Source organism: Ignatzschineria sp. LJL83, assembly GCF_054871845.1.
Window position 1 is genome coordinate 12,748 of sequence record NZ_JBTXLY010000015.1, and the last position, 23,808, is coordinate 36,555.

Sequence of the window (23,808 nt, forward strand, 5' to 3'; positions counted from 1 at the left end):
AAAGCGCAATATTGCTGGCGCGGGATATAGAAAAGCATGCAAGCATTCGACCCAGCTGCGCATCTGCCTATCTTATGCAATTTACGCCAAGATCGATCAAAATTAATCAAAACAAATCCATACAAAAAGGCTGTTAGAATCCACTCTAACAGCCTTTTTACTGTTTATGATTGTCATCTTTTGCAGATGAATCTACTTCGTATTTTCAACTTCGAAGAAATCAAAGAGAGATTGCACACGATCTTGATACGCTTTTCTCGCTTCCAATGCTTCATCCATGGTGACGGCTTTAAACTTCATTGCGTGATTCGGTTGTAATTGCCCAATCAAATCCATATCTGCGCTGATGACCGTTGCGATCATGGCATATCCGCCACCAGATACAGAATCTCGGTGAAGAATAATCGGCTCTTTTCCGCCGGGGATTTGAATCGAACCTACAGGATATGGTGCATCGACGATATTCGATGGGTTTGATCCTGCACCAAATGGCGCTTTACGATCGATAAATCCTAATAACTTCTCCCCTTTACAACGATAACCAATACGATCTGATTCCGAGCTCACTTTCCATGTCATTTCATAGAAATCATTTTGCCCTTCTTCTGTTAAAAGATGATCATAAAGTCCCGGCGTTACACGAATCTCAACGTTTTTTGGTAACGGCTGTTGATAGGCTTCCGGCAACTCTGTTTTCTTCGGCATAATCGTTGGTAATTCGCCAATTTTAATCACATCGCCGGCAATCAACTTACGACCTTCATGACCGCCCACAGCACCTAAAAGATAGGTGGATTTACTGCCTAAAACATCTGGAACATCGATTCCGCCGGCAATTGCGATATACGCTCTTGCACCGCTTGTCATAAATCCAAAAGAGAGAATATCGCCGGCTTTTACTTCAAAGCGCTCATTGGCACGGCGTTCTTCACCGTTCACTTTCGGCACACAGTTGCCGCCGGTAATGGCAATCACGGCATCTTCATTAAACTTCACTTCTGGCGCTAAGAACGTACACTCAATGACGGCTGCATCTTTTGGATTTCCCACTAAAAGATTTGCCGCATAGTAAGAATATTGATCCATTGCGCCTGATGGTGGAATACCTAAATGATAATATCCATTTCGACCTTCATCTTGGATCGTTGATGCTAAACCTGGTTTTAAAATTTCAATAGTACGACTCATACGTTAGCCCTCCAATAATTGACGGTTGTAAGCAACAGGATCTTTTAAGAATTCTTCAGTATCGAAATCAACTTCTTTAATATTCAGTTTGATCGTTCCCGCTTCTGCTTCTGCCACATAGCGATCATATTCTTCTTGATTGATCGGAACAAAACGAACGATATCGCCCGGATGGAAAAACACCATCTCATTGTTCATATGTGCGCCTTTCTCTTCCGGATCAAAAATCGGAATCGGCGTAATGCCAAACATCTGATAACCGCCGGCGCCTTGTACTGCATAAATACAGCTAAAGCATCCGCCCATCGCCACGGTTTGTTTCGGCGTATCGGTTCTTGGGCTTAAATATTTTGGCACTTCAATCTGTTTATCACGTTCTACCATTTGGAATAAAAATGGCAATCCCGCAACAAATCCTACCATTGAGACAAACCATGGCGATCCAACATAGGCATCAAAGAAAGCTTGAACGCTCTCATAACCATTGAGTTTCGCTGCGTATTCCATATCATTTTTAGAATCGGGTTCTTGATGGCGATCTCTAAACTTTTGCGCAACTGCCGTTGTCCACGGATCATTGAAAAATACCGGAATATCAATCAAACGTGTTTTCAATTGCATCGGCACATCTGCACTTTCTGCTTCAATTTTCTTTAAGATGCCAAGCAGATCATCGACCGTAATAATATCGGGATCGAAGCGAACCTGATAAGAAGCGTTAGCTGGACAAATTTCCAATACGCCCGGAACCTGCATATCTTCTAATTTTTTAGTAATTGCCATGCCTTTAAAAAAGGCTTCAAGCGACATATCTTCACTGAGTTCTACAAAAATAAACTCATCGCCACTTGGCACATAACGAACTGTCATACATATCCTCCTCACTATGAATAGTGATTAATTATTATTGAGAGAAAATTATTGAAAGAAATATCTCTTATCTCTCTTATTGATTACCACTCTTGTTTATCCATCCACTCTTCTAACCAGTTGGTATGCGTATTGGCAGATTGCATATCCGCATCTTTTACCAGTTTAAGATGAAGCGGCAATGTGGTTTTTAAACCTGAAATGGTGGTTTCTTTAATCGCACGTCCCATTCTTTCAAGCGCTTCTTCACGGCTTTCATCCCACACAATTAATTTTGCGAGCATCGAATCATAAAATGGCGGTACGGAATATCCTTCATACAGCATAGAATCCACACGAACGCCCGGTCCATCGCCCCAACGAAGGCTCTCAATTTTTCCGATATTGGGCATAAAATTATTCGCAGGATCTTCGGCATTAATACGGCATTCCACAGCGGCGCCTCGAATTTTAATCTCATCTTGATCATAACGAAGCGCATTGCCGGCTGCGATATGAAGCATTTCACGAATTAAATCAACGCCGGTAATCATCTCGGTAATCGGATGCTCAACTTGGATTCGCGTATTCATTTCGATAAAGAAAAACTCGCCACTTTGATCATCATAAAGATACTCAACTGTTCCAGCGCCGCGGTAATTCACGCTTTTCGCTAAAGCCACCGCAGATGCGCAGAGCTCTTCACGAACTTCATCACTTAAAACTGGAGATGGTGCTTCTTCAAAGACTTTTTGACGGCGGCGTTGCAATGAACATTCTCTATCGTAAAGATGGATCACATCTGTGCCATCGCCCAAAACTTGAACTTCAATATGTCTTGCTCTTGGAATAAAGCGCTCAAGATACATGCCATCATCACCAAATGCGCCAAGACCTTCTCTTTGTGCCACTTCAAACTCTTTCACGAATTGCGCCTCCGTTTGCACAACGCGCATTCCTTTTCCACCACCGCCGGCAGCCGCTTTAATAATTAACGGGTAACCCACTTCCTTCGCAGCTTCAAAAGCTTCTGTGACGTCTCTTAAAATTCCTTCAGTTCCCGGTACAACAGGGACATTTGCCGCAACAGCGGTTGCTCTTGCTGCCGCTTTATCGCCCATCATGACAATGGTTTCGCCTTTTGGTCCGACAAAGACAAGTCCTGTTTCTTCTACGAGTTTCGCAAAAGCAGGATTTTCTGCTAAGAAACCATATCCAGGATGAATGGCATCTGCGCCAGAACTTTTCGCAGCTTCAATGATGGCCGCTTGATTCAAGTAACTTTTCGCAACTTGCGGTGGCCCAATTTCCACACATTCATCTGCTAATCTTGCCGCTAAACTATCTTTATCGGCGCTACTATGCGCAAGCACTACCGGAATACCGAGCTCTTTAGCCGCACGAATAATTCTGACGGCGATCTCACCACGGTTTGCAACTAATAACTTTTTCATAAGTGCTCCTTATTCTAAAATAATAATTGCTTGGCCTGCTTCCACAGCATCGCCATCTTCGATCAAAATCGCGCTGACAATCCCATCAGCTTCTGCTGTAAGCTCGCTATATTGCTTCATCACTTCGATCAATCCGAGCACATCGCCCTGTTTCACGGCTTGCCCAACTTCCACATAGCAATCCGCTTCTGGTGAAGGTCTACGATAAAAGATTCCCGGCATTGGACTTAAAATTTCCATATTCTTATTTCCTCTAGTTGTTTAAATGCTGTTCGTACGGATGTTTGTATTGCATGTATTTCAAGATCAGTACGTTCATTTATTATTATTTTTCAAGGCAAAATCTGTTCTATAAACTATATGCTATTTACCTTGTTGTATTTGTAGCGCGCTATTTAGCGATATCTTTCGTGCTTGATTTTGGTGCAACTAACGAATAATTAAAATCGCTTGCCCAGCTTCCACCGCATCACCATCTTCGATGAGGATCTCTTCCACAATCCCATCAATTTCTGCTGTGAGTTCGCTATATTGCTTCATCACTTCAATTAACCCAAGCACATCACCCTGTTTCACGGTTTGACCGATTTCCACATAGCAATCCGCTTCTGGTGAAGGTCTGCGATAAAAAATTCCCGGCATTGGGCTTAATGTTTCCATGTTCTTTCCCCTTATAAAATTCACACGCATTTTGACTCAATATCCTTATTAAATTTTTAATTCTCAATTCTCAAGAGATATTGGATATTGCGGATACTATGTTAATGGTGTTTTCTTGATATTAAAATGATGATGAAAGGCATTGATAAATGCATTAATCTAAGCATTGATAAGCATTGATCTAGTCAAATTGATTAGTAACTCTGATGCCGTTGTCGGCTAATCCTTGATGAATCGCTTCCAAAAGCTCTACTACTCCCGGCGTATCACTATGAATACAGATCGATTCAAATTCGATATCGCTCCAGTTATCCGTTACTGTTTTTACTCGACCTTCAAGGCATGCTGTGACAACTTTATCCGTGATTTTCTTGGGATCTAATCTGCCCATTCCTCTTGTGAAAACAAGGCTTCCGCTATCATCATAATCACGATCTGCATAAAATTCACGAATCACTGGTTGCCCTAAATCTTTTGCAATTTGATACGTTTTTGAGATATCCATACAGAAGATATACGCTTCTGGGAAAATCTTTTTCACACTTTTCACAAAAAACTCTGATAAATCGGCATCATCAGAAATCGTCATATAGAGTGCGCCGTGCGGTTTTACATGTTGAATCGGTAGATCATATCTTCTAGAAATTGCTTCTAAAGCACCCACTTGATACACAATATCGTTAATAATCTCATCTTTTGTCGCATTGATTTTGCGGCGACCAAATCCCACTAAATCACGATATCCAGGATGTGCACCAATTCCTACATTGCCTTTTTGCGCCATGCGAACAGTTTCATCCATAATAGAGGGATCGCCGGCGTGAAAGCCTGTGGCGATATTCGCAGATGAAATTAATTGTAAAATTTGATCATCTTGACCATCTCCAGCTCTCCAAATGCCAAAGCCTTCCCCGAGATCTGAGTTTAAATCGATCTTTGTTTTTCTCATTTTAAAATCCTCCCCAACAAATCACATAGTTTAGATACCATGAAACGTGACACTTTCTATTATCTACACGATATCTATATCCAATATGGTGATTTTTTGGCTTTTTATTATTTATTTAAAAGCGTTTTTAAAAACGTTTATTTAACTGCGAATTTTCTAAACAGATTTTCTAAAAATTCACGCCTTTATGTTTGCCATGATGTTTTTATAATTTTTAATATTTAGATCAATTTCTTTATTGAATTGTTTATCTAGAAATTGATTTAAAGCATTTTTTGCTTCTGATTTCACAATAGGCTATTTTCATTAAATTAAATAATTTTATTTTTTTATACATCTATATAAAAAAAATTAATACTGGAGAGAGAAATGGCTTTTACCTTACGCCAAGTAAACTACTTTGTAGCGACTGCAGAAACAGGACAGATTTCCCTTGCATCCCAAAGATTGAGCATTACCCAATCTGCCATTACCATTGCTATTAAACAGTTAGAGGAGATTATTCATTCAGAGTTATTTATCCGTTTGCCTTCAGGAATGATCTTGACTGAAACAGGGCATCTCTTTCTAAAGCATTGCTATGAAATTTTAGATCGCGTCGATGCGGCGATGAATGTGCGAAACCTCAATCATTACAGCGGTGAAATCACGATTGCCGGCACAGGAACTATTACGAGCTATTTTTTACCGATGCATCTCAATCGTATTCAAAAACTCTATCCCAATCTCACCTTAAGATTGCACGAGCTTTCTAGAGAAAAAATCGAGCAAGGATTAGAAGATGGATCTATTGATATTGCCGTATTACTGAGCTCTAACGTGAATAATCCAAAGCTTGTCGTGAAAGATCTCTTTGATACCACGCGCCGTTTATGGCTTCCGGAAGGACATCGTTTATTGCGTCAAGAATCCATTACATTTACCGAAATTATTGATGAGCCTTACGTCATGCTCACCTTTGATGAAGCGGAAAATTGGATGATGAATTTCTGGAAAACCCAAGGGAAAACACCTAACATCATTCTCCACACAAGCTCTGTAGAAGCCGTTAGAAGCATGGTTGCCAATGGTTCTGGCTTAACCATTTTATCCGATACTGTTTATCGTCCTTGGTCTTTAGAAGGCAAAAGAATTCATAACGTCACCTTAAAACCAGCGCCGCCACCAATGACAGTGGGCGTTGCGTGGTCTAAAAATCGAAAGCTCACGGATATTCAAGAACATCTTGTGAATTACTTTATCCGAACTAGTAGTCGTCAAAGTGCAGACAATATACATGATGAATGGATTAAAAAATAATTCATTAAGAATTTAATTTATTGAAAACAACCTAATATATTAATATTATTCATTATTTCAATGGATTTAATATGCTTTTTATCGAGCAACTCCTAAAACAGACGATCTATGCGTCAATATATTGCCATTCCAACTAGAGTACATATTAAAACATGGTAAAATATTTCCAGAATTTTATTATAAAAAGTATTATCTCAAGGATGTCATATGAAAAAACTCTCTATTGTTGTACTTGCTGCGGGTCTTGGTTCAAGAATGAAATCAGCTATGCCAAAACCGCTCCATAAAATTGGTGGAAAACCAATGCTTGAGCATGTTTTAGAGAGTGCTCGTGAACTCAATCCCGATCGTTTAGTCGTTGTGTATGGACATCGCGGTGAAGAGTTACAAGCGGCGTTTGCCCATCATGATGATATTACTTGGGCGAAACAAGAAACTTTTGAAGGAACGGGAGATGCTATGAAATATGCATTGCCGTATACCTTAGAAGATTCTACGGTTCTTGTGCTTTATGGAGATACGCCTTTAATTAATGCCGAGACTTTAGAAGAGCTTGTGAAGAATGCGGAAAGAACCCGTTTAAACTGGCTCATTTCCACCTTTGATAACCCTATAGGTTATGGCCGAATTATTCGTGATCACAATGATCATATGGTTGCTATTATTGAAGAAAAAGATGCAAGCACGGCTGAAAAGCAGATCAAAGAGATCAATACCGGCATTTTTGCCGTATGCCAAAAATTTCTAGCAGAAGCACTACCACAAATTGATAATCAAAATCAGCAAGAAGAATACTATTTAACAGATATCGCAAAGCTTGCGGTTCAAAATAATATTACGATCCATACGTTTAATGAATGCCCCGAACTCATTCAAGGTGTCAATGATCGTGTTCAACTTGCTGCGCTTGAAGGTTTCTATCAAACAAAGATGGCAGAAAAACTCATGCTCAATGGGGTAACCCTTGATGATCCAACATCCTTAACAATTCGTGGTACCGTTCAAAATGATCTAGATTGCCATATCGAATCCAATGTGATCTTAGAAGGTAAAGTAATCTTAGGAAAAAATGTCACAATTCGTACAGGTTCTGTATTGAAAGATGTAGTGATTGGCGACAATACCACAATTCATCCTTACTCTGTCATTGAGAAAGCATCTATTGGTCAGCATGCTGATATTGGTCCTTTTGCAAGAATCAGAGAAAATACGAAACTCGGCGATCATACTCGTATCGGTAACTTTGTAGAAACGAAGAATAGTACCTTAGGAAATGGCTCTAAAGCAGGTCACTTAACTTACCTTGGAGATGCTGTGATCGGTGAAGAGAGTAATATTGGCGCTGGCACCATTACCTGTAATTACGATGGCGCAAATAAGTTTAAAACTGTGATCGGAGATCATGCATTTATCGGTTCTAATAGTTCACTAGTTGCACCTGTCTCTATTGGAAATTATGCGGCAACGGCTGCGGGTTCAATTGTTCCCAAAGATGTGAAAGACCATACTTTAGTTCGAAATCGACTAGAAGCTGTCGTCATGGAAAATTGGGAAAAACCAAAAAAAGAATCTAAATAAACCCTCTAAATATCTTAGATGATTTCTAAATCCTAAACCTCATTCTTGATGCATATAAAGATCAGTAGAATGAGGTTGTAAAGTAAAAACAGTGGATAGTAACGGTCAAATCCTTGACTATTCACAACGCTTTCTCTAAAAGTTAGTGTTATAATTCTCTTTAATTTAGTAAAAGAGCTGTTAAAGTGCATTGATCAATCAGCTTTATCTCAAAACAGCTTAGATTATTAAAAGTAACTTAGTACTCTTTTAAAAAGGAATATCACATGAAAAAATTACTTCTAGTTGCTGCATCTTTTGCCGCTCTAGCCGCTCCTACTTTTGCACAAGTAGATCCTGATCTTGCATCAGCATCTGGTTGTTTCGCTTGCCATCGCCAAGATCAAAAACTCATTGGTCCTAGCTATGATGAAGTATATGAAAAATATCAAAATGATGACGGTGCTGAAGTTTACCTCGTTGAAAAAGTAAAAACAGGTGGATCAGGCGTTTGGGGACCAATCCCAATGGCTCCGAACTTTCATATTCCAGAAGATAAGATTCAATTGTTAGTTCAACAAATTCTTCATAAAGCACAATAATTCACGTTTCTGTTGTTTGACACAGCAGACCTGAAGTTTTAATTTAAAATTCAAAAAGCGTTAAGAATGAATATTCTTAACGCTTTTTTTGATGTCATTTTATGACCGAATTTTGCGACAAACTCATAATCATTTGAAAGCATATAAGTACATAAAATACATAAAGTATTTTTATACTAATTTTAAAGCATTCATCACTTCTTCAATACTATCAACTACCATAAAGCGCTGACTATCATTTTCAGCAATCATTTTATGATCTAATAGCTCTGTATCAAACCAATGTAATAAAGGTTTCCAAAAATCTTTTCCCACTAAAATTACCGGTTTTTCTACCATCTTTTTAGTTTGGATTAATGTCATTGCTTCCATCACTTCATCTAAGGTTCCAAATCCGCCGGGAACGCAGATAAATGCCGAGGAATAGTCCATAAAGATTGTCTTTCTCGTTAAGAAATGCTGAAAAAAGAGAGAGAGATCTTGATAAGAATTCGGCGTTTGTTCTTTAGGCAGTTTAATGTTTAAACCAATAGATTGCCCATTTTTCCCAGCCTGACAACCTTTATTAGCAGCTTCCATAATGCCAGGTCCACCACCAGTAATAATGGAGATTCCTTTTGCAGATAATTTTTCTGCAAGCTCAAATGCCATTTGATAAAAAGGATCCGTTTCCTGTAAACGCGCAGAACCGAAGATACTCACAGCTTTTCCAAGGTTTAAAAGTTTTTCACGAGATTCCAATAACTCGGCATTCACTAACTCAATATCAAATATTGTCGGATGTAACCGCGTTTCTTTCAAAACCTCTTTCATGCTCTTTCCCTAATCCTTTCATCGAAATTATTATTCTAATCTTTAATAAGAACGACACAGAATAACCGAAGCAAACCGCTTACTCAACTAGAGCTTTAATCTTTCTGGTGTCATTCATGATGGAGATATCACCGACTCTATTCTATGTTGAAATCGGCTATTTATAGTTGTGTTAAATAAACATCAAAGCGAGTATTGGGCGACTCCACCGAATGATTCGGCACTAAATCGGCCACATACGTTGCCCCTTTGGGGCGTTTTACCACAACTCGTTGCACCTTACTTTCAAGCGCCGTTAATAATAACTGCTCGCTATCCATATCGGAGCCTACTAGATTTCGAATAATTCGAAGCTCTTTTTTGACAAGCGCCGACTTTTTACGCTCCGGATACATTGGGTCCATATAGATCGCATCAGCAATAAGCGATTCATCTTCTGATGAATCTAATAAGGAATCTGATGAAGAATCTAACGAGGTTTGTTGCTTTTTCATCTTCTGTAAAAAAACAATAGAATCTTCTTTTTCGAGCTTAATTGTAGAACTGAAATCTGCCGAAGGTAAGGCTTCTAACGCATTTTGTAACAAGATTTGTAGCACAGGATTTCGTTCAAACATCGTGACATGAAAACCGGCAAAAAAGAGCAAACAAGAATCTCGGCCTAAACCCGCTGTCATATCTAATACACGTTTTGATTCCGTACTTTTCCATCCTAATGCCCGAAGGAGTGGTTCTTGCGCCTTATTAATATGTTGCATGCGGTAACGCATTTTTTTTGAGAAGAAATCAATATCCAAATGTCCCGCTTCCAAATCATTCCAATAGAAACTTTTTCCATCCCACACAAAACGATTCTCAGTTTCCACAAAACTGAGGTCTAATTTCTCAAGAATATTGCTTGGCAATTCCGAAACATTCTCTTGCCCTTTTTTCTTAATCTCAAATGGATATTTCACTTATTTTTCTCTACTTAAATAACATTCAGCTAAATGATCATTCACAAATCCCGCTGCTTGCAAAAAGGCATATGCCGTCGTACTTCCAAAGAATTTAAAGCCAAATTTTTTAAATTCTTTGGCAATATTATCAGAAATCTCGGTAGTTGCCGGCGATAATTCATCTTTCTTGTAGCGATTCACAATGGGTTTACCGCCCACTTTCTCTAAAAAGTAGGCTTGAAAGGTGCCTTTTTCCTCCAGAAACCGTAAATAACATGTCGCATTATGAATCATTGCCGAAACTTTTAGGCGATTGCGAATAATATTGGGATTCTCTAATAATCGTTCCACATCTTCTTCCGTCATCTTACTCATTTTGATGGCGTCAAATTGATGAAATGCCTCACGATAACCTTCTCTTTTCGATAAAACCGTCCACCAAGAAAGCCCTGCATGTTGTGTTTCCAGTAGAAACAACTCGAATAATTCCTGTTCACTCTTATGAGGATTCCCCCACTCTTCATCATGATACTGCTGATAAAGCGCTTGCTTTCCACACCAACGACAACGAGATTGATTGGGCATATTTAAGATTCCTAAGATTTTAGATGATGATTTTGGATAGTCTTGATAACTCTTTAAAGATTTCAACTATAAAATATACATGAGTATTGATCTTGTTTCCTGTTATCCCTTTGAATATCTAAGATTTTCAAATGCCAATAACCCCTAGCATTCCACAATAAAATGCTCCGATATTGTGCGCTATATTTAGTTGCTCTGTCGTTATCACAAAACTTATCCACAGAAATTGGGGATATCTCTTCAGGAAAAAATTTGGATATAAATTGGGAGTTTATTGAAAATGAGCTTTGATATGAACTTTAGAACTCTCATATCAACTTTGATGATTTGCTTGATAACCTCGATCTAAGGCTCGAAAGGCTAAACTTTCCGTTAAATGCCGGCAATTAATATTCTCCGAGTTTTCTAAATCGGCAATGGTTCTTGCGACTCGTAAAATTCGATGATAACTTCTCGGCGAAAAGTTCAGCCGTTTTTGCGCCATTTCCAAGAGCTTTGTTTCCGCTTCCCCTAAAATACAATCTTGTTCAATTTCCCGCACAGAGAGATCGGCATTATTTTTTTGCCGGCGATCCATCTGCATCTTTCTTGCGGATTCTACTCGCTCTCGAATTGCTTCGGAGCTCTCCCCTTTTTGGGTACTTTGTAACTCCTCGCTAGTAATTCTCGGCACTTCTACATGGAGATCAATGCGATCTAACATCGGTCCTGAAACTCGCCCTCGGTAACGAGCAATCCCATAATCACTGCAAGTACATTCATGTACAGGATCGCCGAAATACCCGCAAGGACAGGGATTCATTGCCGATAAAAGCTGAAACTTTGCCGGAAATTCTACTTGTTGCATCGCTCTTGAAACATGAATAATGCCGGACTCCAGCGGTTCTCGTAAGACTTCCAATACGCCGCGATTAAACTCCGGCAATTCATCTAAAAAGAGAACGCCATGATGCGCAAGGGAAATTTCTCCGGGTTTTGGATAGGTGCCACCGCCCACAAGCGCCACTGAAGATGCTGTATGATGCGGTGTTCGATAAGGTCTTATACCAAAGTTTTCTGCCCTAAATCCTTGCCGGCTAATAGATGCAATCATCGCACTTTCAATAGCTTCATCTCTTGTCATTGCCGGCATAATCGTAATAAACCGAGAAGCTAACATCGTTTTCCCCGTTCCCGGCGGTCCGATTAAAAGGACGTTATGCCCGCCGGCAGCGGCAATTTCTAACGCTCTTTTGGCAAAAAATTGTCCTTTCACTTCGGAGAAATCTCTTTTCTCTTCAAAAGGCACGACTTCTGCTTCTATCGGGTTAATGAGATTATTCTTATCATCAATAAAATCCACCACATCCCGCAGATTTTTAGCCGTAAAAAATTGCGGATAATGTAAAAATCCAATCTCTTCGCTTCCCACTTCCGGCACAACTAAAATTCCTTCTCGCTTCATTACCTGAATTGCTGTCGGTAACAGACCTGTAATCGGCCTTAGTTCCCCTGTTAATGCAAGTTCTCCGACAAATTCATATCGTTTGGGATCTTTCTCAATTTGCCCAGATGCTTCCAAAACACCAAGGGCAATAGGAAGATCATAACGACCGCCCTCTTTCGGCAAATCTGCCGGCGACAGGTTAATCGTGATTTTACGATTTGGAAACTCAAATCCGGAATTTACAATAGCCGCAATGACCCGATCTTTACTCTCTTTCACAGCAGTTTCCGGCATTCCTACAATCGTAAATGCCGGCAATCCATTACTAATATGCACTTCCACCCGAACTTCCGGCGCATAGAGCGCATTCAACGCGCGTGTATAAATTACAGAAACCATCTTTTCCCTCTTTATTATTTTAAGTTCTTTTTCGATGAATCCTTATCAATAAAGAATACGTAAGGCATTAAAGATAGGTGATATCTATTATTTTTGGCTTTCTCAAAGGGAGATTTAGACCATAAATCGCTTCTTATCTCTTCTAAATTTCATGATAAGATAAGGGATATTTTTTAAGTATGAATACGTATAAAAGTGAGTAGTGAAATGCATCATTTCAACTCCTTTTTAACAATCACAATTATTGATTTTAACAACGATGATGTTTCCGAGATCGATTCATGACCATGAATTTCATAGAGCTTTCTCTCAAACATTCTAAAAAAAGGATCTAACTATGGGATTTTTAACAGGTAAACGTGCTCTTATCGTCGGATTAGCTTCTAACCGCTCTATTGCATGGGGAATTGCTAAAGCGATGAAAGAACAAGGTGCTGAGCTTGCTTTCAGTTTCCACGGCGAACGCCTTGAAGAACGTGTCCGTAAAATGGCTGCAGAATTAGATTCTCCTCATGTATTTCCATGCGATGCAGGAAGTGATGAAGAGATTTCAGCATTAATGGATTCATTAAACACTGTTTGGAACGATGGTTTTGATATCGTCATTCACTCTGTAGGTTTTGCACCAAGAGAAGCGCTTGATGGGAACTATTTAGATACGGTAACACGTGAAAACTTCCAAATCGCACATGATATTTCTTCATATAGCTTTGCGGCATTTGGTAAAGCGGCTCGTCCTTTCCTTCGTAAAGGCGGTTCACTCTTAACGCTGACCTATCTTGCAAGTGAGCGCACAGTTCAAAACTATAACGTGATGGGTTTAGCAAAAGCATCGTTAGAAGCGAACGTTCGTTATATGGCTCTTGCACTTGGTGCTGATGACATCCGTGTCAATGGTATTTCAGCAGGTCCAATTCGTACGCTTGCAGCTTCTGGTATTGCAGATTTCAAAAGCATGCTTTCAGCATTTGAATCAGCGGCACCGATTGGTCGCTGTGTCACAATCGAAGAAGTAGGAAATACTGCGGCATTCTTATCTTCAGATTTAGCATCAGGTATTACCGGTGAAATCACATTCGTAGATGGTGGATTCAATACTGTCATCGCAGGAATGTAATTTAATTTCTAAAATTCTAAAAAATCATGTTCAAGCTTTAAAAAAGCGAACATGATTTTTTTTATCTCTATCACTGACGATATGGGGTACAAATTAGATTGAACCCTCTAAAACATCCTTTTACATCTATTGATATTTAGCCTTTAATAAAATCTATAAAAGGATTATTTCTAACAAAATTCTCAAATTTGTAAAAATTTTAAAAATCATTTTTCATTCATTTGAATTTTAGATAAAAAATGAGAATATTTTTGAGGAAAGAGTTTAAAAATTTTCCTGCATCTGAAAAACAAAGATTATTGAGTATTCAAAATTACAGCCAAAATTGCCGTAAAAGTGCTCTTAATGCCAAATTTCAGACAAAAAAAAGCCGAGATCTAAACGATTCGGCAAAATAACCACCAAAGGAGGATATGGAGGAGAACGTTTGATTGCTCAAACGTCACGCATATAATAGGCTTTATTAAAGGAAGTGTCAACTATTTATTACGGTTTGTGAAGAGTCTTTTTTGATCTTAAACAAGTTTTCTAAGATCTATGCTTACATAAGTAAAGATATTGATAAATTTCATATAATGAGCTTCTCTCTCCCTATTTAGAAAAGAAATTTAGACGCTAATTTTACAAAACACAACAGCAAATTCCTCCCTCAATAAGTAATTATTTGAGTGCTATTGTGAATATATGATCAGAATCTACTATCCAACTATTTAAAAAAAAATCCGTATCATATTCCCTTCAGACTCTTTAAAATATAGAGCGATCACAACAATCGGGATCTATAGCTAAGCACCTATTTTTGATTACGAAAAATCTATCGGATCAACTTCCAATAACAACCGTACGCCATTTCGAATATTTGCGTCATACAGCAGACGTAATTGATGCGCAATTTGATGCAATGATTTCCTTGCTTCAGATTGTAAAATCACATGCACCCGATAAAATCCTTGCCGTCTTTTTAAGTTATTGGGCATCACCGGCGTAATTTCCACATCCGGCATTTCCGGCAATAACGCAATAATGCCGGATAAGTAGTGATTCGCTTCGGCTTCACTTCTTGCTTCTACTTGCACTAATATTTGATGGGAATATGGCGGAAGCGCTAAGATTTCTCGCATCTCTAACGATTTTTTAGCATAAGCGTGATAGCCAATCTTCGGCAACAATTGAAATAACTCACTCTCCGGAAACATCGTTTGTACTAAAACCGTACCTTTTTTCTCACCTCTTCCTGCTCTGCCCGAAACTTGCATAAGTAATTGCGCAAGCTTCTCATCCGCTCTGAAATCATTGGCAAAAAAAAGTCCATCACTATTGAGTAACACGACTAATGTGATATTGGGAAAATCATGCCCTTTTGCAAGCATTTGCGTGCCGATAATGATATCTGCTTCTTGATCATTAATTTTCTCTAAATGCGCTTCTAAATCCCGGCTATTGCGAACATTATCCCGATCAAAACGTAAAACATTGGCTTGTGGAAAAGCATCTGCCAACACCTTTTCTATTTTTTGTGTGCCGGCGCCAAGTTCTTTAAAACTACTGCCACCACAACTTTCACATTTTTCAGGATATGGATAACGAGTGGCACAATGATGACAATGTAGCTTGCCGGAAGTCCGGTGATAATTGAGATAACTACTACAATGATCACATTCCTGCATCTTGCCACAATCTAGGCATGTTAAAACCGGCGAAAATCCTCGGCGATTAAGAAACACAAGCACCTGCTCTTTTCTTGCAATCGTGGCTTCAATGGCATCAAGAACTTTTGTCGAAATGCCGTCATATACTTTCTCTTCATGGCAATTGATGATTTCCCAATCCGGCAATTCTCCGCTAACTCTTGCCGGCAATTGATAATGGGTAAATCGTCCTTCTTGAATATTTTTCACGCTCTCATAAGTGGGCGTGGCGCTTCCTAAAATCAGCGGAATCTTCTCTAAATTGGCACGTTGCAAAGCGCTATTATGTGCCGAATATCGTACGCCATCTCGCTGAATATAAGAGCCATCGTGCGCTTCATCAATGATAATTAAGCCCAATCGTGCAAATGGCGTAAAAAGTGCTGAACGTGTTCCGATCACTAAATCAACCTTCCCTAAAGAAGCATCTCGCCATGTTTGATATCGCTCAGAATCTGTAATTTGGGAATGAATCACGCCCACTCGCACTTGTAGAGATTGTTCAATACGTGAAACAAATTGGGGCGTTAATCCAATCTCCGGCACAAGCATTAACACTTGCTCGCCTTTCGCTAAAAAATTCCGAGCAATTTCCGTATACACAGCCGTTTTCCCCGAACCTGTTACGCCTTCAATAAAGGAAATACCTTGCCGTTTTTCAATAATGCCATTCACAACAGTTTGTTGTTCCGGCGTTAATAGAAGGGGAATATCGTCTGTCGGAAGTTTAGGCTCTGATAGCTGATCATCTAGCTCTTCAATGATTGTTAACAGCTGATGATCAAGGAGTTCTTTACGATGATTCTTAAAATTCTTAAAGTTTTCTAATATCAATTGCTCTGAATATTTCTGAGATTCTTCAAAGAATTCTAAAATTTTCACTTTCGCTTTAGAAGCACGATTCTTCACATCGCTTCGCCAATCTATTCCTTCTTCCGTAATCTGATAAAACTGCGTCACTTCATACAGAACTTTCCCTTGCCGTAACAATGCCGGCAAAAATAGCTGAATTACTTCCCCAATGGGCGCATGGTAATACGCTGAAATCCATTTAGCTAATGCCAGTAATTCTGCCGTTAAAAGCGGAGAAGCATCTAAAATTTCACGCACTGCTTTAAGCTTTTCTCGGGGAAATTCGCTTTCCTTTTTAACTGCGGTGATAACGCCGATCATTTTTCGGCGTGCAAAATCAACTTCCACTCGCATTCCCGGCAATGCGAGATGTTTATCAGGCGCAATATACTCAAAAGTTTTATGAAGTGGGCATGGCAATGCGACTTCAATAATCGCTTCTAAGTCTGTTTCCGGCATTGTAATTTCCTCGCTGAATAACTGAAATCTTTAACGTAAATAGCTATTTCGTTCAAGATCTCCATTGTCTGACATCGATTAGTTTACCATCAAGCTTTTACGGAAGCTGTAACAACTCTTTTTATAGTCATTTCGCTTTAAATACTAAAAGAGCCAATATTGCCAATATTACGGATACGAGATATTTAAATGAGCTCAAACATTCGCACTAGCTACATCTCAGCCCATGTTTATAGAGAGCTATTTCAGCTTGTAAGTCTAAAAAGAATCAACCTCGCTGGCGCGAGATATTCAAAAGCATACAAGCATTCGAACCAGCCATGATTCAGCCTCTGTTTTACGATGATTTTAAACCAGTTCCCGATTCATGCTTCTCACACTTCTCAAGCTTTTCATAAACTTTCTATGAAATGTGTCCATAAAACATTTCCACAAAATAAAAAACCGAATTATGAATCATAATTCGGCTCTTATCTTCATCTATCTAATATCTTGTCATGAGACGTTTTGTAGAAAGTCTTAGAAAGGAATACGCTTCATAATACGTGTTAAGAATCTAGAAATCCCTTGGCGAACCGTCGTTTTTTCGACATATTTCACGCTATATACGTTCTTATCTTTAATCGCATCTAAGATATAGGTGTCGCTCGTACTGAGTTCATCCACTAAGCCTAATTCTAACGCTTTTACCGCAAGCCAATATTCACCGGTCGCAATGGTTTTAATATCTAAACTTGGGCGATATTGATGGACAAAATCTTTAAAGACTAAATGAATTTCATTAAGCTCATCTTTAAACTTCTCTTTCGCTTCTTCCGTATTTTCGCCAAACATCGTGACGGTGCGTTTATATTCGCCGGCAGTAAACTGCTCATAATCGATATTATATTTCTCTAATACTTTATGGAAGTTTGGTAATTCTGCCACAACGCCGATAGAACCCACAATGGCAAACGGTGCCGCCACAATATGGTTTGCCACACACGCCATGAGATAACCACCACTTGCCGCAACCTCATCCACAGCAACGGTTAAGTTTAAGCCTTTCTCACGAATACGAACGAGCTGAGATGCCGCAAGTCCGTAGCTATTCACAGCGCCGCCCGGGCTTGTCAGTTTCAATAAGACTTCATCGCCTTTCTCAGCAATATGCAATAACGCTGAAACTTCTTCACGTAAATTTTTCACTTCTTCGGCATGGACATCGCCATCAAACTCTAAAACATATAATGTTTTTTCTTTACGCTCAAACTTTGGCGCTTCTGCCTTTTTCCAGAACTGCCAGAATTTTTTACTGCTTGTCGTTTCTTTCTCCGAGTTTACTGCTTGAGATTTTTCTGTTTCCATCTCATCTGCAGAATCTGCTGTTAATGTTGCATCACTCTCCGAACTGTTTTCGGCATCAGCCTTAGTTGCTGTTTGATCTTTCTTTTTCTCGGCAGGTTTTTTATCTTCATCCTCATCTTTAAACTCTAAAAATCCCTCTTTAATCTGCTCAAAGTGGTCGCCAATATCTTTAAATTCCAATTTCCCACTATTAGGAGAATTATTAGAACGAAGCGATACTAAAAATAAAATTGCTGCGACAAAACCGATTAAAATCGTCGCTGTTTTTGCTAAAAAAAGTATAAAATCAATAAAATAAACCATTCACTCAGATCCTATGAATAAAAAAACCTGATTCTTCAATCTGAGAATCAGGTTGAAACAATCATTTAATAACGCTTAAAACGATCCTTCAATCGTGATTAAATGATCTGTTGTCTAAAGTTAGTTGCTACCCGTTTCTGGAAGCTCTACTTTAATATTTTTCTGTAGCTCTTCCACTTTTTCTAAATAGAGTGGTTGCGCTAATTGTAATTTTGTATCGTTATCAAGTTCCGCAAAAGGCTTGACTGGAATATCACGCACATCATCTAACACAATAATATGATACCCAAATTGTGATTGAACTGGCGCACTACTCATTTCGCCTTTTTCCATCGCTACAAGCGCTGTTGAGAAGCCTGGATCCATCATCGATGCTCTAAACCAGCCACCAATGCTACCATCTCTGACTGCAGTACCGGCATCAAGTGAGTTATCTTTTGCCGCTTGCGCAAAGGTAATATCCCCATTATTGATGGCATCTAATAATGCTTGTGCTTCTTCAAGAGTTTCTACCAAAATATGAGAAGCTTGGTACTCATTGCGCTCAATCGCCGCAGTGGCAAGTTGATATTGCGCTTCTAAATCAGCTTCGGAAATCTCATTCTTCTCAACCATATCTTGCATTAACATATCTGCCAAGAAGAGATCTCCGATTAATTTAATACGCATTTGATAATCCGCATCTTGATCTAATCCACGAGATTTTGCTTCTAAAGCTTGCGCTTCTTGACTTGCTAATAAGAGTACCAATTGTTCTGCCAATTCTCTCGTTTCAACTTCATCCACATCTCCAAGCGGAATGCCTTGCATCAAGAGTAGGTAGTTATCAAATTCGCTTTTTGATATTTCACGATCATTGATTTTAGCAACGGGATCTTGAAACTGATACACCGAAACATCCGTTGCCGGAGTCAATGTTGCTTGGGGTGCTGTTTGCGCAATTGCAGCAGTCCCTAACAAACCTAAAAATGCTGTGGATAATAAAGTTTTTCTGAATAAATTTTTCATTGTTACTCTTCCCTTTTCAGTGGTTATTGAGTCATGACTTGAATACTTAATGCGTGAATATCTTTTTCCATCATCTCGTTTACAGCTTGATACACCAAACGGTGTTGCTTCACCATGGAAACACCTTCAAATGCCGGAGCAGAAATTTTTACTGTAAAATGTCCAGCTCCACCACGAGCGCCGGCATGTCCAGCGTGTAAATGGCTATCATCAATAATCTCTAAATAAGATGGCGACAAAGCATCTTCCAATAATGCTTTGATTTTAATAATTCTATCCTGATTACTCATCTACCTATTACTCTTTTAAATATAAATTTTCATATAACAACTTCATATACATAAAGTTCTTATAAAACTACAGGAAGTTGTCAGCATACCATTTAATGTTTCAATGTTTAAAAATAAAAACCACATCATGAAAAATCGATATGAAGCATGTTTCATACCGATTTTAATGATATCTATAAATCTTCCGATCGATTCATCTCGTTATCTCGCTCACTCCGTGCATCACGCTCTTTCTTATAGCTTTGACTCTTCTTAGAAAGGTAGAGTAATGCGCCAATCATTAAGACAAACGTTAAGACAGGATTGACCGCCATCTTAAAGGTCATCCAAATATCATCTGAAGGTACAAATAAGACAATGACTGCGTTTAAAGCCGCCATAAAGAACATATAGATTGCCCACCAAATATTGGTACGTAACCACTCTTTCTCCGGCACTTCAATATCCATGTGCTTACCAAATAACATTTTCGCCGGCGATTTCTTCATATAAAACATTCCAAGTAGCGTTAAACCAATCAGAATATTAACAACCGTTGTTCTCCACTTAATAAAATCTCCATCCCCAAAAAATATTGTAAGAGATCCAAAAGCAATAGAAGCCGCCAAGATGAGCCATTGATTTTTCTTCGTTTCTTGACGATAGAAAAGCCCTAAAATAACCAATACAACTGCGGAACTCGCAACTAATGCTTTTGTCGAAAGAACAAGATCGAATCCAAAAAAAAGATATGTTCCCACAAAAAAGAGGGAACTGATGGCAACCAAGATTTGTGGCATGGATTTTTGTTGCATAGACTTAAATTTCCTTCACAACACTTTCCAATGTTGCGCCATCGAGCACATTGAAAGTTGTTAATGATTTATCAATGCGACGAATCAATCCAGTTAATACTTTTCCAGGACCACATTCTACAACGGTTGTCACACCATTTTTCGCTAAATATTCAATGGTTTCTGTCCAGCGCACAGGTTCATAAAGTTGGCTGACGACTACTTCTTTAATTTCAGCAGTATCCGTATGCGCAGCCACATCCACATTGTGAATCACAATTTGATTCGGCGTGGATAACAGAACATTTTCAAATGCAGTTGCCAATTTTTCAGCTGCTGGCTTCATTAAAATACAATGAGATGGCACTGAAACAGGAAGCAATAATGCTCTTCTAGCACCGCGCTTTTTTGCAAGTTCACAAGCCACTTCAACCGCAGCTTTTTCACCAGCAATCACCACTTGTCCTTGCGAGTTAAAATTCACAGCAGCCACAATACCTGCCGACTCTGAATCTTTACAAAGCTCAATAACTGCCACATCATCTAATCCTAAAATCGCTGCCATTGCGCCCGTTCCTGCGGGAACTGCTTCTTGCATAAATTTGCCGCGCTCATGAACAAGTTTCACAGCATCTTTAAAAGATAAAACCCCTGCAGCCACTAATGCTGAATATTCCCCTAAACTATGTCCTGCTAAATATGCCGGCACCGCGCCATTTTCAGAGAGCCATACACGCCAAAGCGCAATACTCACTGTCAAAATTGCCGGCTGGGTAATTTCTGTTTTACCTAACGTTTCAATATCGCCTGATTGAATAATTTCAGAAAGCGAAAACCCTAATGCTTCATCTGCTTCCGCCAATGTTTCAATCACGATTTTATGATCTAAAAGATCTTGAATCATGCCAAGACTTTGAGAACCTTGACCTGGGAATACAAATGCTAAAGTACGATTCATTTCACTCATTTTGATAATCTCATCTCTTAATAATGTCTACATCTATAATGCGATACGAATATGCTACACGAATATGCCATACGAATAACTCTATGAAATACCGACAATCTATATCCATAATCCCAAGTTAGATTTCAAAACCACGGAAGGTTTCGATCGCTGTTATTCATACAAACAGATTCGTAAAGTATTACAAACCATTATGCAAATAGCTTCTAAAAATCATTTCAGAAGCTATTTATCCATTTTATTCTTTTTAAAAATCTGCAGAAATTACATTCTGACTAATGCTGAACCCCAAGTAAATCCACCACCAAATGCTTCCATCAGGACTAAATCACCCTTTTTAATGCGCCCATCTTTTCGAGCCACATCAAGAGCTAATGGAATACTTGCTGCAGAAGTATTGGCATGTTTATCGACTGTCACAATCATTTTTTCGCGAGGCATTCCTGCTTTTTTCGCAGTTGCCGTCATGATACGCATATTCGCTTGATGCGGGATCAACCAATCGATATCTTCGCCTGTTAAGTTTGCTGCTGTTAAAGTCTCTTCTACAATTTCATGAAGCTTAGTCACTGCATGACGGAATACTTCATTCCCTTTCATCTGCACGTAAGGATACACATCTGGTCCTGAAATAACGCTCTTTTTCACAGAGAGAAGATCTTTATAAGATCCATCTGAATGCAGATGTGTCGAGATGATTCCTTCTTCTTCCGTTGCTTCTAAGATCACTGCCGCAGCACCATCTCCGAAAAGCACACAAGTTGTACGATCATCCCAATCGAGCACTCTAGAATAAATCTCTGAACCTACGACAATCGCTTTTTTAGCAGATCCTGCTTTAATAAAGTTATCTGCAATACCAAGCGCATAAATAAAACCTGAACACGCTGCACTAATATCAAACGATGCCGCATGATTATTACCGATCATCTCTTGCAACAGAGTTGCTGTTGATGGATAGGTATGATCCGGAGTTGTGGTGGCAAGAATAATAAGATCAATATCTTGTGCATCTACATTTGCATCTTCTAATGCTGCCATAACAGCTTTATAAGCTAATCCAGAGGTTGTAGCATCATCATCAGCAATATGTCTTTGACAAATTCCGGTACGCTCTACAATCCACTCATGAGTCGTATCTACTTTTTCAGATAACATCTCATTTGTAACAACATTTTCTGGCAAATATTGCCCAGTTCCAATTATTCTTGAATTCATCACACCAACCTATTCGTTTGCCTGCTCTTTCTCCGCAGTTTCAAATTGTTTTCTCATTTTTTCAATGATTTGTTGCTCTACAAGCTTAACAGAAATCTCAATCGCATTCTGAAAAGAGACTCGATCTGCATTACCATGTGATTTCACAACAATACCACGAAGTCCTAAGAGACTTGCACCATTATGCTTACGTGGATCCATGCCTCGTTTTAAATCATTTAATACCGGCATAGAAACAACCGCGGCACACTTCGTATATATATTTTTTTTGAACGAATTTGAGAGCTGTTTCACAATCATCTTAATCGTTCCTTCTAACGTTTTAAGGGCAATATTTCCCGTAAAACCATCAGAAACTATCACGTCTACATCATCAAAGAAGATTCCATCAGGTTCCGTAAAACCGATATAGTTCAAATTAGAAGCTTCCATTAAAGGTACTGTGCCACGAATCAGCTCATTGCCTTTCATCGCTTCCGTCCCAATATTAAGTAATGATACCTTCGGTGCCGGATCTTGACTCACTGCTGATGATAGCAAAGAACCCATGACTGCAAACTGATAAAGATGCTCAGGTGTGACATCCACATTCGCGCCTAAATCGAGCATATGTACATATCCACGTTCACGAAGTGACGGGATTGAGGTACAAATTGCAGGTCTCATGATGCCAGGGAGTGTTTTTAAGACAAACTTTGCCGTTGCTAATAATGCACCGGTATTACCCGCTGACATTGCCGCATCTGCTCGCCCTTCTTTCACACAGTTAATCGCCACTCGCATAGACGAATCTTTCTTATTACGTAAAGCACTTTGTGGCGCATCATCCATTTCCACCACTTCTGTTGCCGGCACTAATACAATTCTGCCCGAAGCAAACAGAGGCTCTTTTTCTAAAAGAGGACGTAATACTTCCTCTTGTCCAACTGCTAAAATTGAAAGATTCTGATGACCTTTCAATGCATTCACAACTGCTGGTAAAAATTCTGAAACGCCATTATCACCGCTCATCATATCCACTGCGAGCTTGATTTGCGTTTGATTTTTTTCAATCACTTTGGTGATTC

At 39.1% G+C, this 23,808-nt stretch carries 22 protein-coding genes; 4 read left to right on the forward strand and 18 right to left on the reverse strand.

Annotation, left to right across the window (positions count from 1 at the left end; all coding sequences use genetic code 11):
* Window positions 1–192: 192 nt before the first annotated feature.
* From ACYSN2_RS09750 to ACYSN2_RS09775, 6 genes are all read right to left on the reverse strand, one after another.
* Window positions 193–1,188: a 5-oxoprolinase subunit C family protein gene (locus ACYSN2_RS09750; RefSeq protein ID WP_461750070.1), complete on the reverse strand. Its 996-nt coding sequence runs from the start codon at window positions 1,186–1,188 to the stop codon at window positions 193–195.
* 3 nt (window positions 1,189–1,191) lie between these two features.
* Window positions 1,192–2,058: a 5-oxoprolinase subunit B family protein gene (locus ACYSN2_RS09755; RefSeq protein ID WP_461750071.1), complete on the reverse strand. Its 867-nt coding sequence runs from the start codon at window positions 2,056–2,058 to the stop codon at window positions 1,192–1,194.
* 83 nt (window positions 2,059–2,141) lie between these two features.
* Window positions 2,142–3,491: an acetyl-CoA carboxylase biotin carboxylase subunit gene (locus ACYSN2_RS09760; RefSeq protein WP_461750072.1), complete on the reverse strand. Its 1,350-nt coding sequence runs from the start codon at window positions 3,489–3,491 to the stop codon at window positions 2,142–2,144.
* A 9-nt stretch (window positions 3,492–3,500) separates the two neighbouring features.
* Window positions 3,501–3,731 carry an acetyl-CoA carboxylase gene (locus ACYSN2_RS09765; protein ID WP_461750073.1) on the reverse strand — a complete coding sequence of 77 codons (231 nt, stop codon included), beginning with the start codon at window positions 3,729–3,731 and terminating at the stop codon, window positions 3,501–3,503.
* A gap of 189 nt (window positions 3,732–3,920) precedes the next feature.
* Window positions 3,921–4,151 carry an acetyl-CoA carboxylase gene (locus ACYSN2_RS09770; protein WP_461750074.1) on the reverse strand — a complete coding sequence of 77 codons (231 nt, stop codon included), beginning with the start codon at window positions 4,149–4,151 and terminating at the stop codon, window positions 3,921–3,923.
* Window positions 4,152–4,332: 181 nt separating this feature from the next.
* Entirely contained in the window at window positions 4,333–5,100 is a 768-nt protein-coding gene (locus tag ACYSN2_RS09775; RefSeq protein ID WP_461750075.1) for a 5-oxoprolinase subunit PxpA, read from the reverse strand.
* A 369-nt stretch (window positions 5,101–5,469) separates the two neighbouring features.
* On the opposite strand from ACYSN2_RS09775, the gene ACYSN2_RS09780 reads away from it, so the two are divergent.
* The 3 genes from ACYSN2_RS09780 to ACYSN2_RS09790 all read left to right on the forward strand — a co-directional run bounded on the left by ACYSN2_RS09780 (window position 5,470) and on the right by ACYSN2_RS09790 (window position 8,558).
* Window positions 5,470–6,399, forward strand: a complete 930-nt coding sequence (locus ACYSN2_RS09780; protein ID WP_461750076.1) for a LysR family transcriptional regulator — start codon at window positions 5,470–5,472, stop codon at window positions 6,397–6,399.
* Between the two features lie 207 nt (window positions 6,400–6,606).
* A complete protein-coding gene (glmU, locus tag ACYSN2_RS09785) occupies window positions 6,607–7,977 on the forward strand; it encodes a bifunctional UDP-N-acetylglucosamine diphosphorylase/glucosamine-1-phosphate N-acetyltransferase GlmU (RefSeq protein ID WP_461750077.1) in 1,371 nt (456 codons plus the stop codon).
* A 266-nt stretch (window positions 7,978–8,243) separates the two neighbouring features.
* Window positions 8,244–8,558, forward strand: a complete 315-nt coding sequence (locus ACYSN2_RS09790) for a c-type cytochrome (RefSeq protein WP_461750078.1) — start codon at window positions 8,244–8,246, stop codon at window positions 8,556–8,558.
* A 171-nt stretch (window positions 8,559–8,729) separates the two neighbouring features.
* Here the strand turns inward: ACYSN2_RS09790 and ACYSN2_RS09795 are convergent, their stop codons facing one another.
* The 4 genes from ACYSN2_RS09795 to ACYSN2_RS09810 all read right to left on the reverse strand — a co-directional run bounded on the left by ACYSN2_RS09795 (window position 8,730) and on the right by ACYSN2_RS09810 (window position 12,719).
* On the reverse strand, window positions 8,730–9,371 hold the full coding sequence (locus tag ACYSN2_RS09795) for an LOG family protein (protein WP_461750079.1): 642 nt from the start codon (window positions 9,369–9,371) through the stop codon (window positions 8,730–8,732).
* A 161-nt stretch (window positions 9,372–9,532) separates the two neighbouring features.
* Entirely contained in the window at window positions 9,533–10,327 is a 795-nt protein-coding gene (locus tag ACYSN2_RS09800) for a class I SAM-dependent methyltransferase (RefSeq protein ID WP_461750080.1), read from the reverse strand.
* Window positions 10,328–10,894 carry a DNA-3-methyladenine glycosylase I gene (locus ACYSN2_RS09805; protein ID WP_461750081.1) on the reverse strand — a complete coding sequence of 189 codons (567 nt, stop codon included), beginning with the start codon at window positions 10,892–10,894 and terminating at the stop codon, window positions 10,328–10,330.
* 313 nt (window positions 10,895–11,207) lie between these two features.
* Complete coding sequence (locus ACYSN2_RS09810) at window positions 11,208–12,719, reverse strand: YifB family Mg chelatase-like AAA ATPase (protein WP_461750082.1); 1,512 nt, start codon at window positions 12,717–12,719, stop codon at window positions 11,208–11,210.
* A 337-nt stretch (window positions 12,720–13,056) separates the two neighbouring features.
* On the opposite strand from ACYSN2_RS09810, the gene ACYSN2_RS09815 reads away from it, so the two are divergent.
* Complete coding sequence (locus ACYSN2_RS09815) at window positions 13,057–13,836, forward strand: enoyl-ACP reductase FabI (RefSeq protein WP_461750083.1); 780 nt, start codon at window positions 13,057–13,059, stop codon at window positions 13,834–13,836.
* Window positions 13,837–14,639: 803 nt separating this feature from the next.
* Here the strand turns inward: ACYSN2_RS09815 and ACYSN2_RS09820 are convergent.
* From ACYSN2_RS09820 to plsX, 8 genes are all read right to left on the reverse strand, one after another.
* On the reverse strand, window positions 14,640–16,835 hold the full coding sequence (locus ACYSN2_RS09820; protein WP_461750084.1) for a primosomal protein N': 2,196 nt from the start codon (window positions 16,833–16,835) through the stop codon (window positions 14,640–14,642).
* A gap of 519 nt (window positions 16,836–17,354) precedes the next feature.
* On the reverse strand, window positions 17,355–18,485 hold the full coding sequence (gene sohB, locus ACYSN2_RS09825; RefSeq protein WP_461750085.1) for a protease SohB: 1,131 nt from the start codon (window positions 18,483–18,485) through the stop codon (window positions 17,355–17,357).
* A 120-nt stretch (window positions 18,486–18,605) separates the two neighbouring features.
* Complete coding sequence (locus ACYSN2_RS09830; protein WP_461750086.1) at window positions 18,606–19,493, reverse strand: peptidylprolyl isomerase; 888 nt, start codon at window positions 19,491–19,493, stop codon at window positions 18,606–18,608.
* Between the two features lie 23 nt (window positions 19,494–19,516).
* Entirely contained in the window at window positions 19,517–19,783 is a 267-nt protein-coding gene (locus ACYSN2_RS09835) for a BolA family protein (RefSeq protein WP_461750087.1), read from the reverse strand.
* Window positions 19,784–19,956: 173 nt separating this feature from the next.
* A complete protein-coding gene (locus ACYSN2_RS09840; RefSeq protein ID WP_461750088.1) occupies window positions 19,957–20,577 on the reverse strand; it encodes an inner membrane-spanning protein YciB in 621 nt (206 codons plus the stop codon).
* A gap of 4 nt (window positions 20,578–20,581) precedes the next feature.
* On the reverse strand, window positions 20,582–21,514 hold the full coding sequence (gene fabD, locus ACYSN2_RS09845) for an ACP S-malonyltransferase (protein ID WP_461750118.1): 933 nt from the start codon (window positions 21,512–21,514) through the stop codon (window positions 20,582–20,584).
* A 273-nt stretch (window positions 21,515–21,787) separates the two neighbouring features.
* Window positions 21,788–22,744, reverse strand: a complete 957-nt coding sequence (locus ACYSN2_RS09850) for a beta-ketoacyl-ACP synthase III (protein WP_461750089.1) — start codon at window positions 22,742–22,744, stop codon at window positions 21,788–21,790.
* Between the two features lie 6 nt (window positions 22,745–22,750).
* Entirely contained in the window at window positions 22,751–23,797 is a 1,047-nt protein-coding gene (gene plsX / locus ACYSN2_RS09855) for a phosphate acyltransferase PlsX (protein ID WP_461750090.1), read from the reverse strand.
* Between the last annotated feature and the right edge of the window lie 11 nt (window positions 23,798–23,808).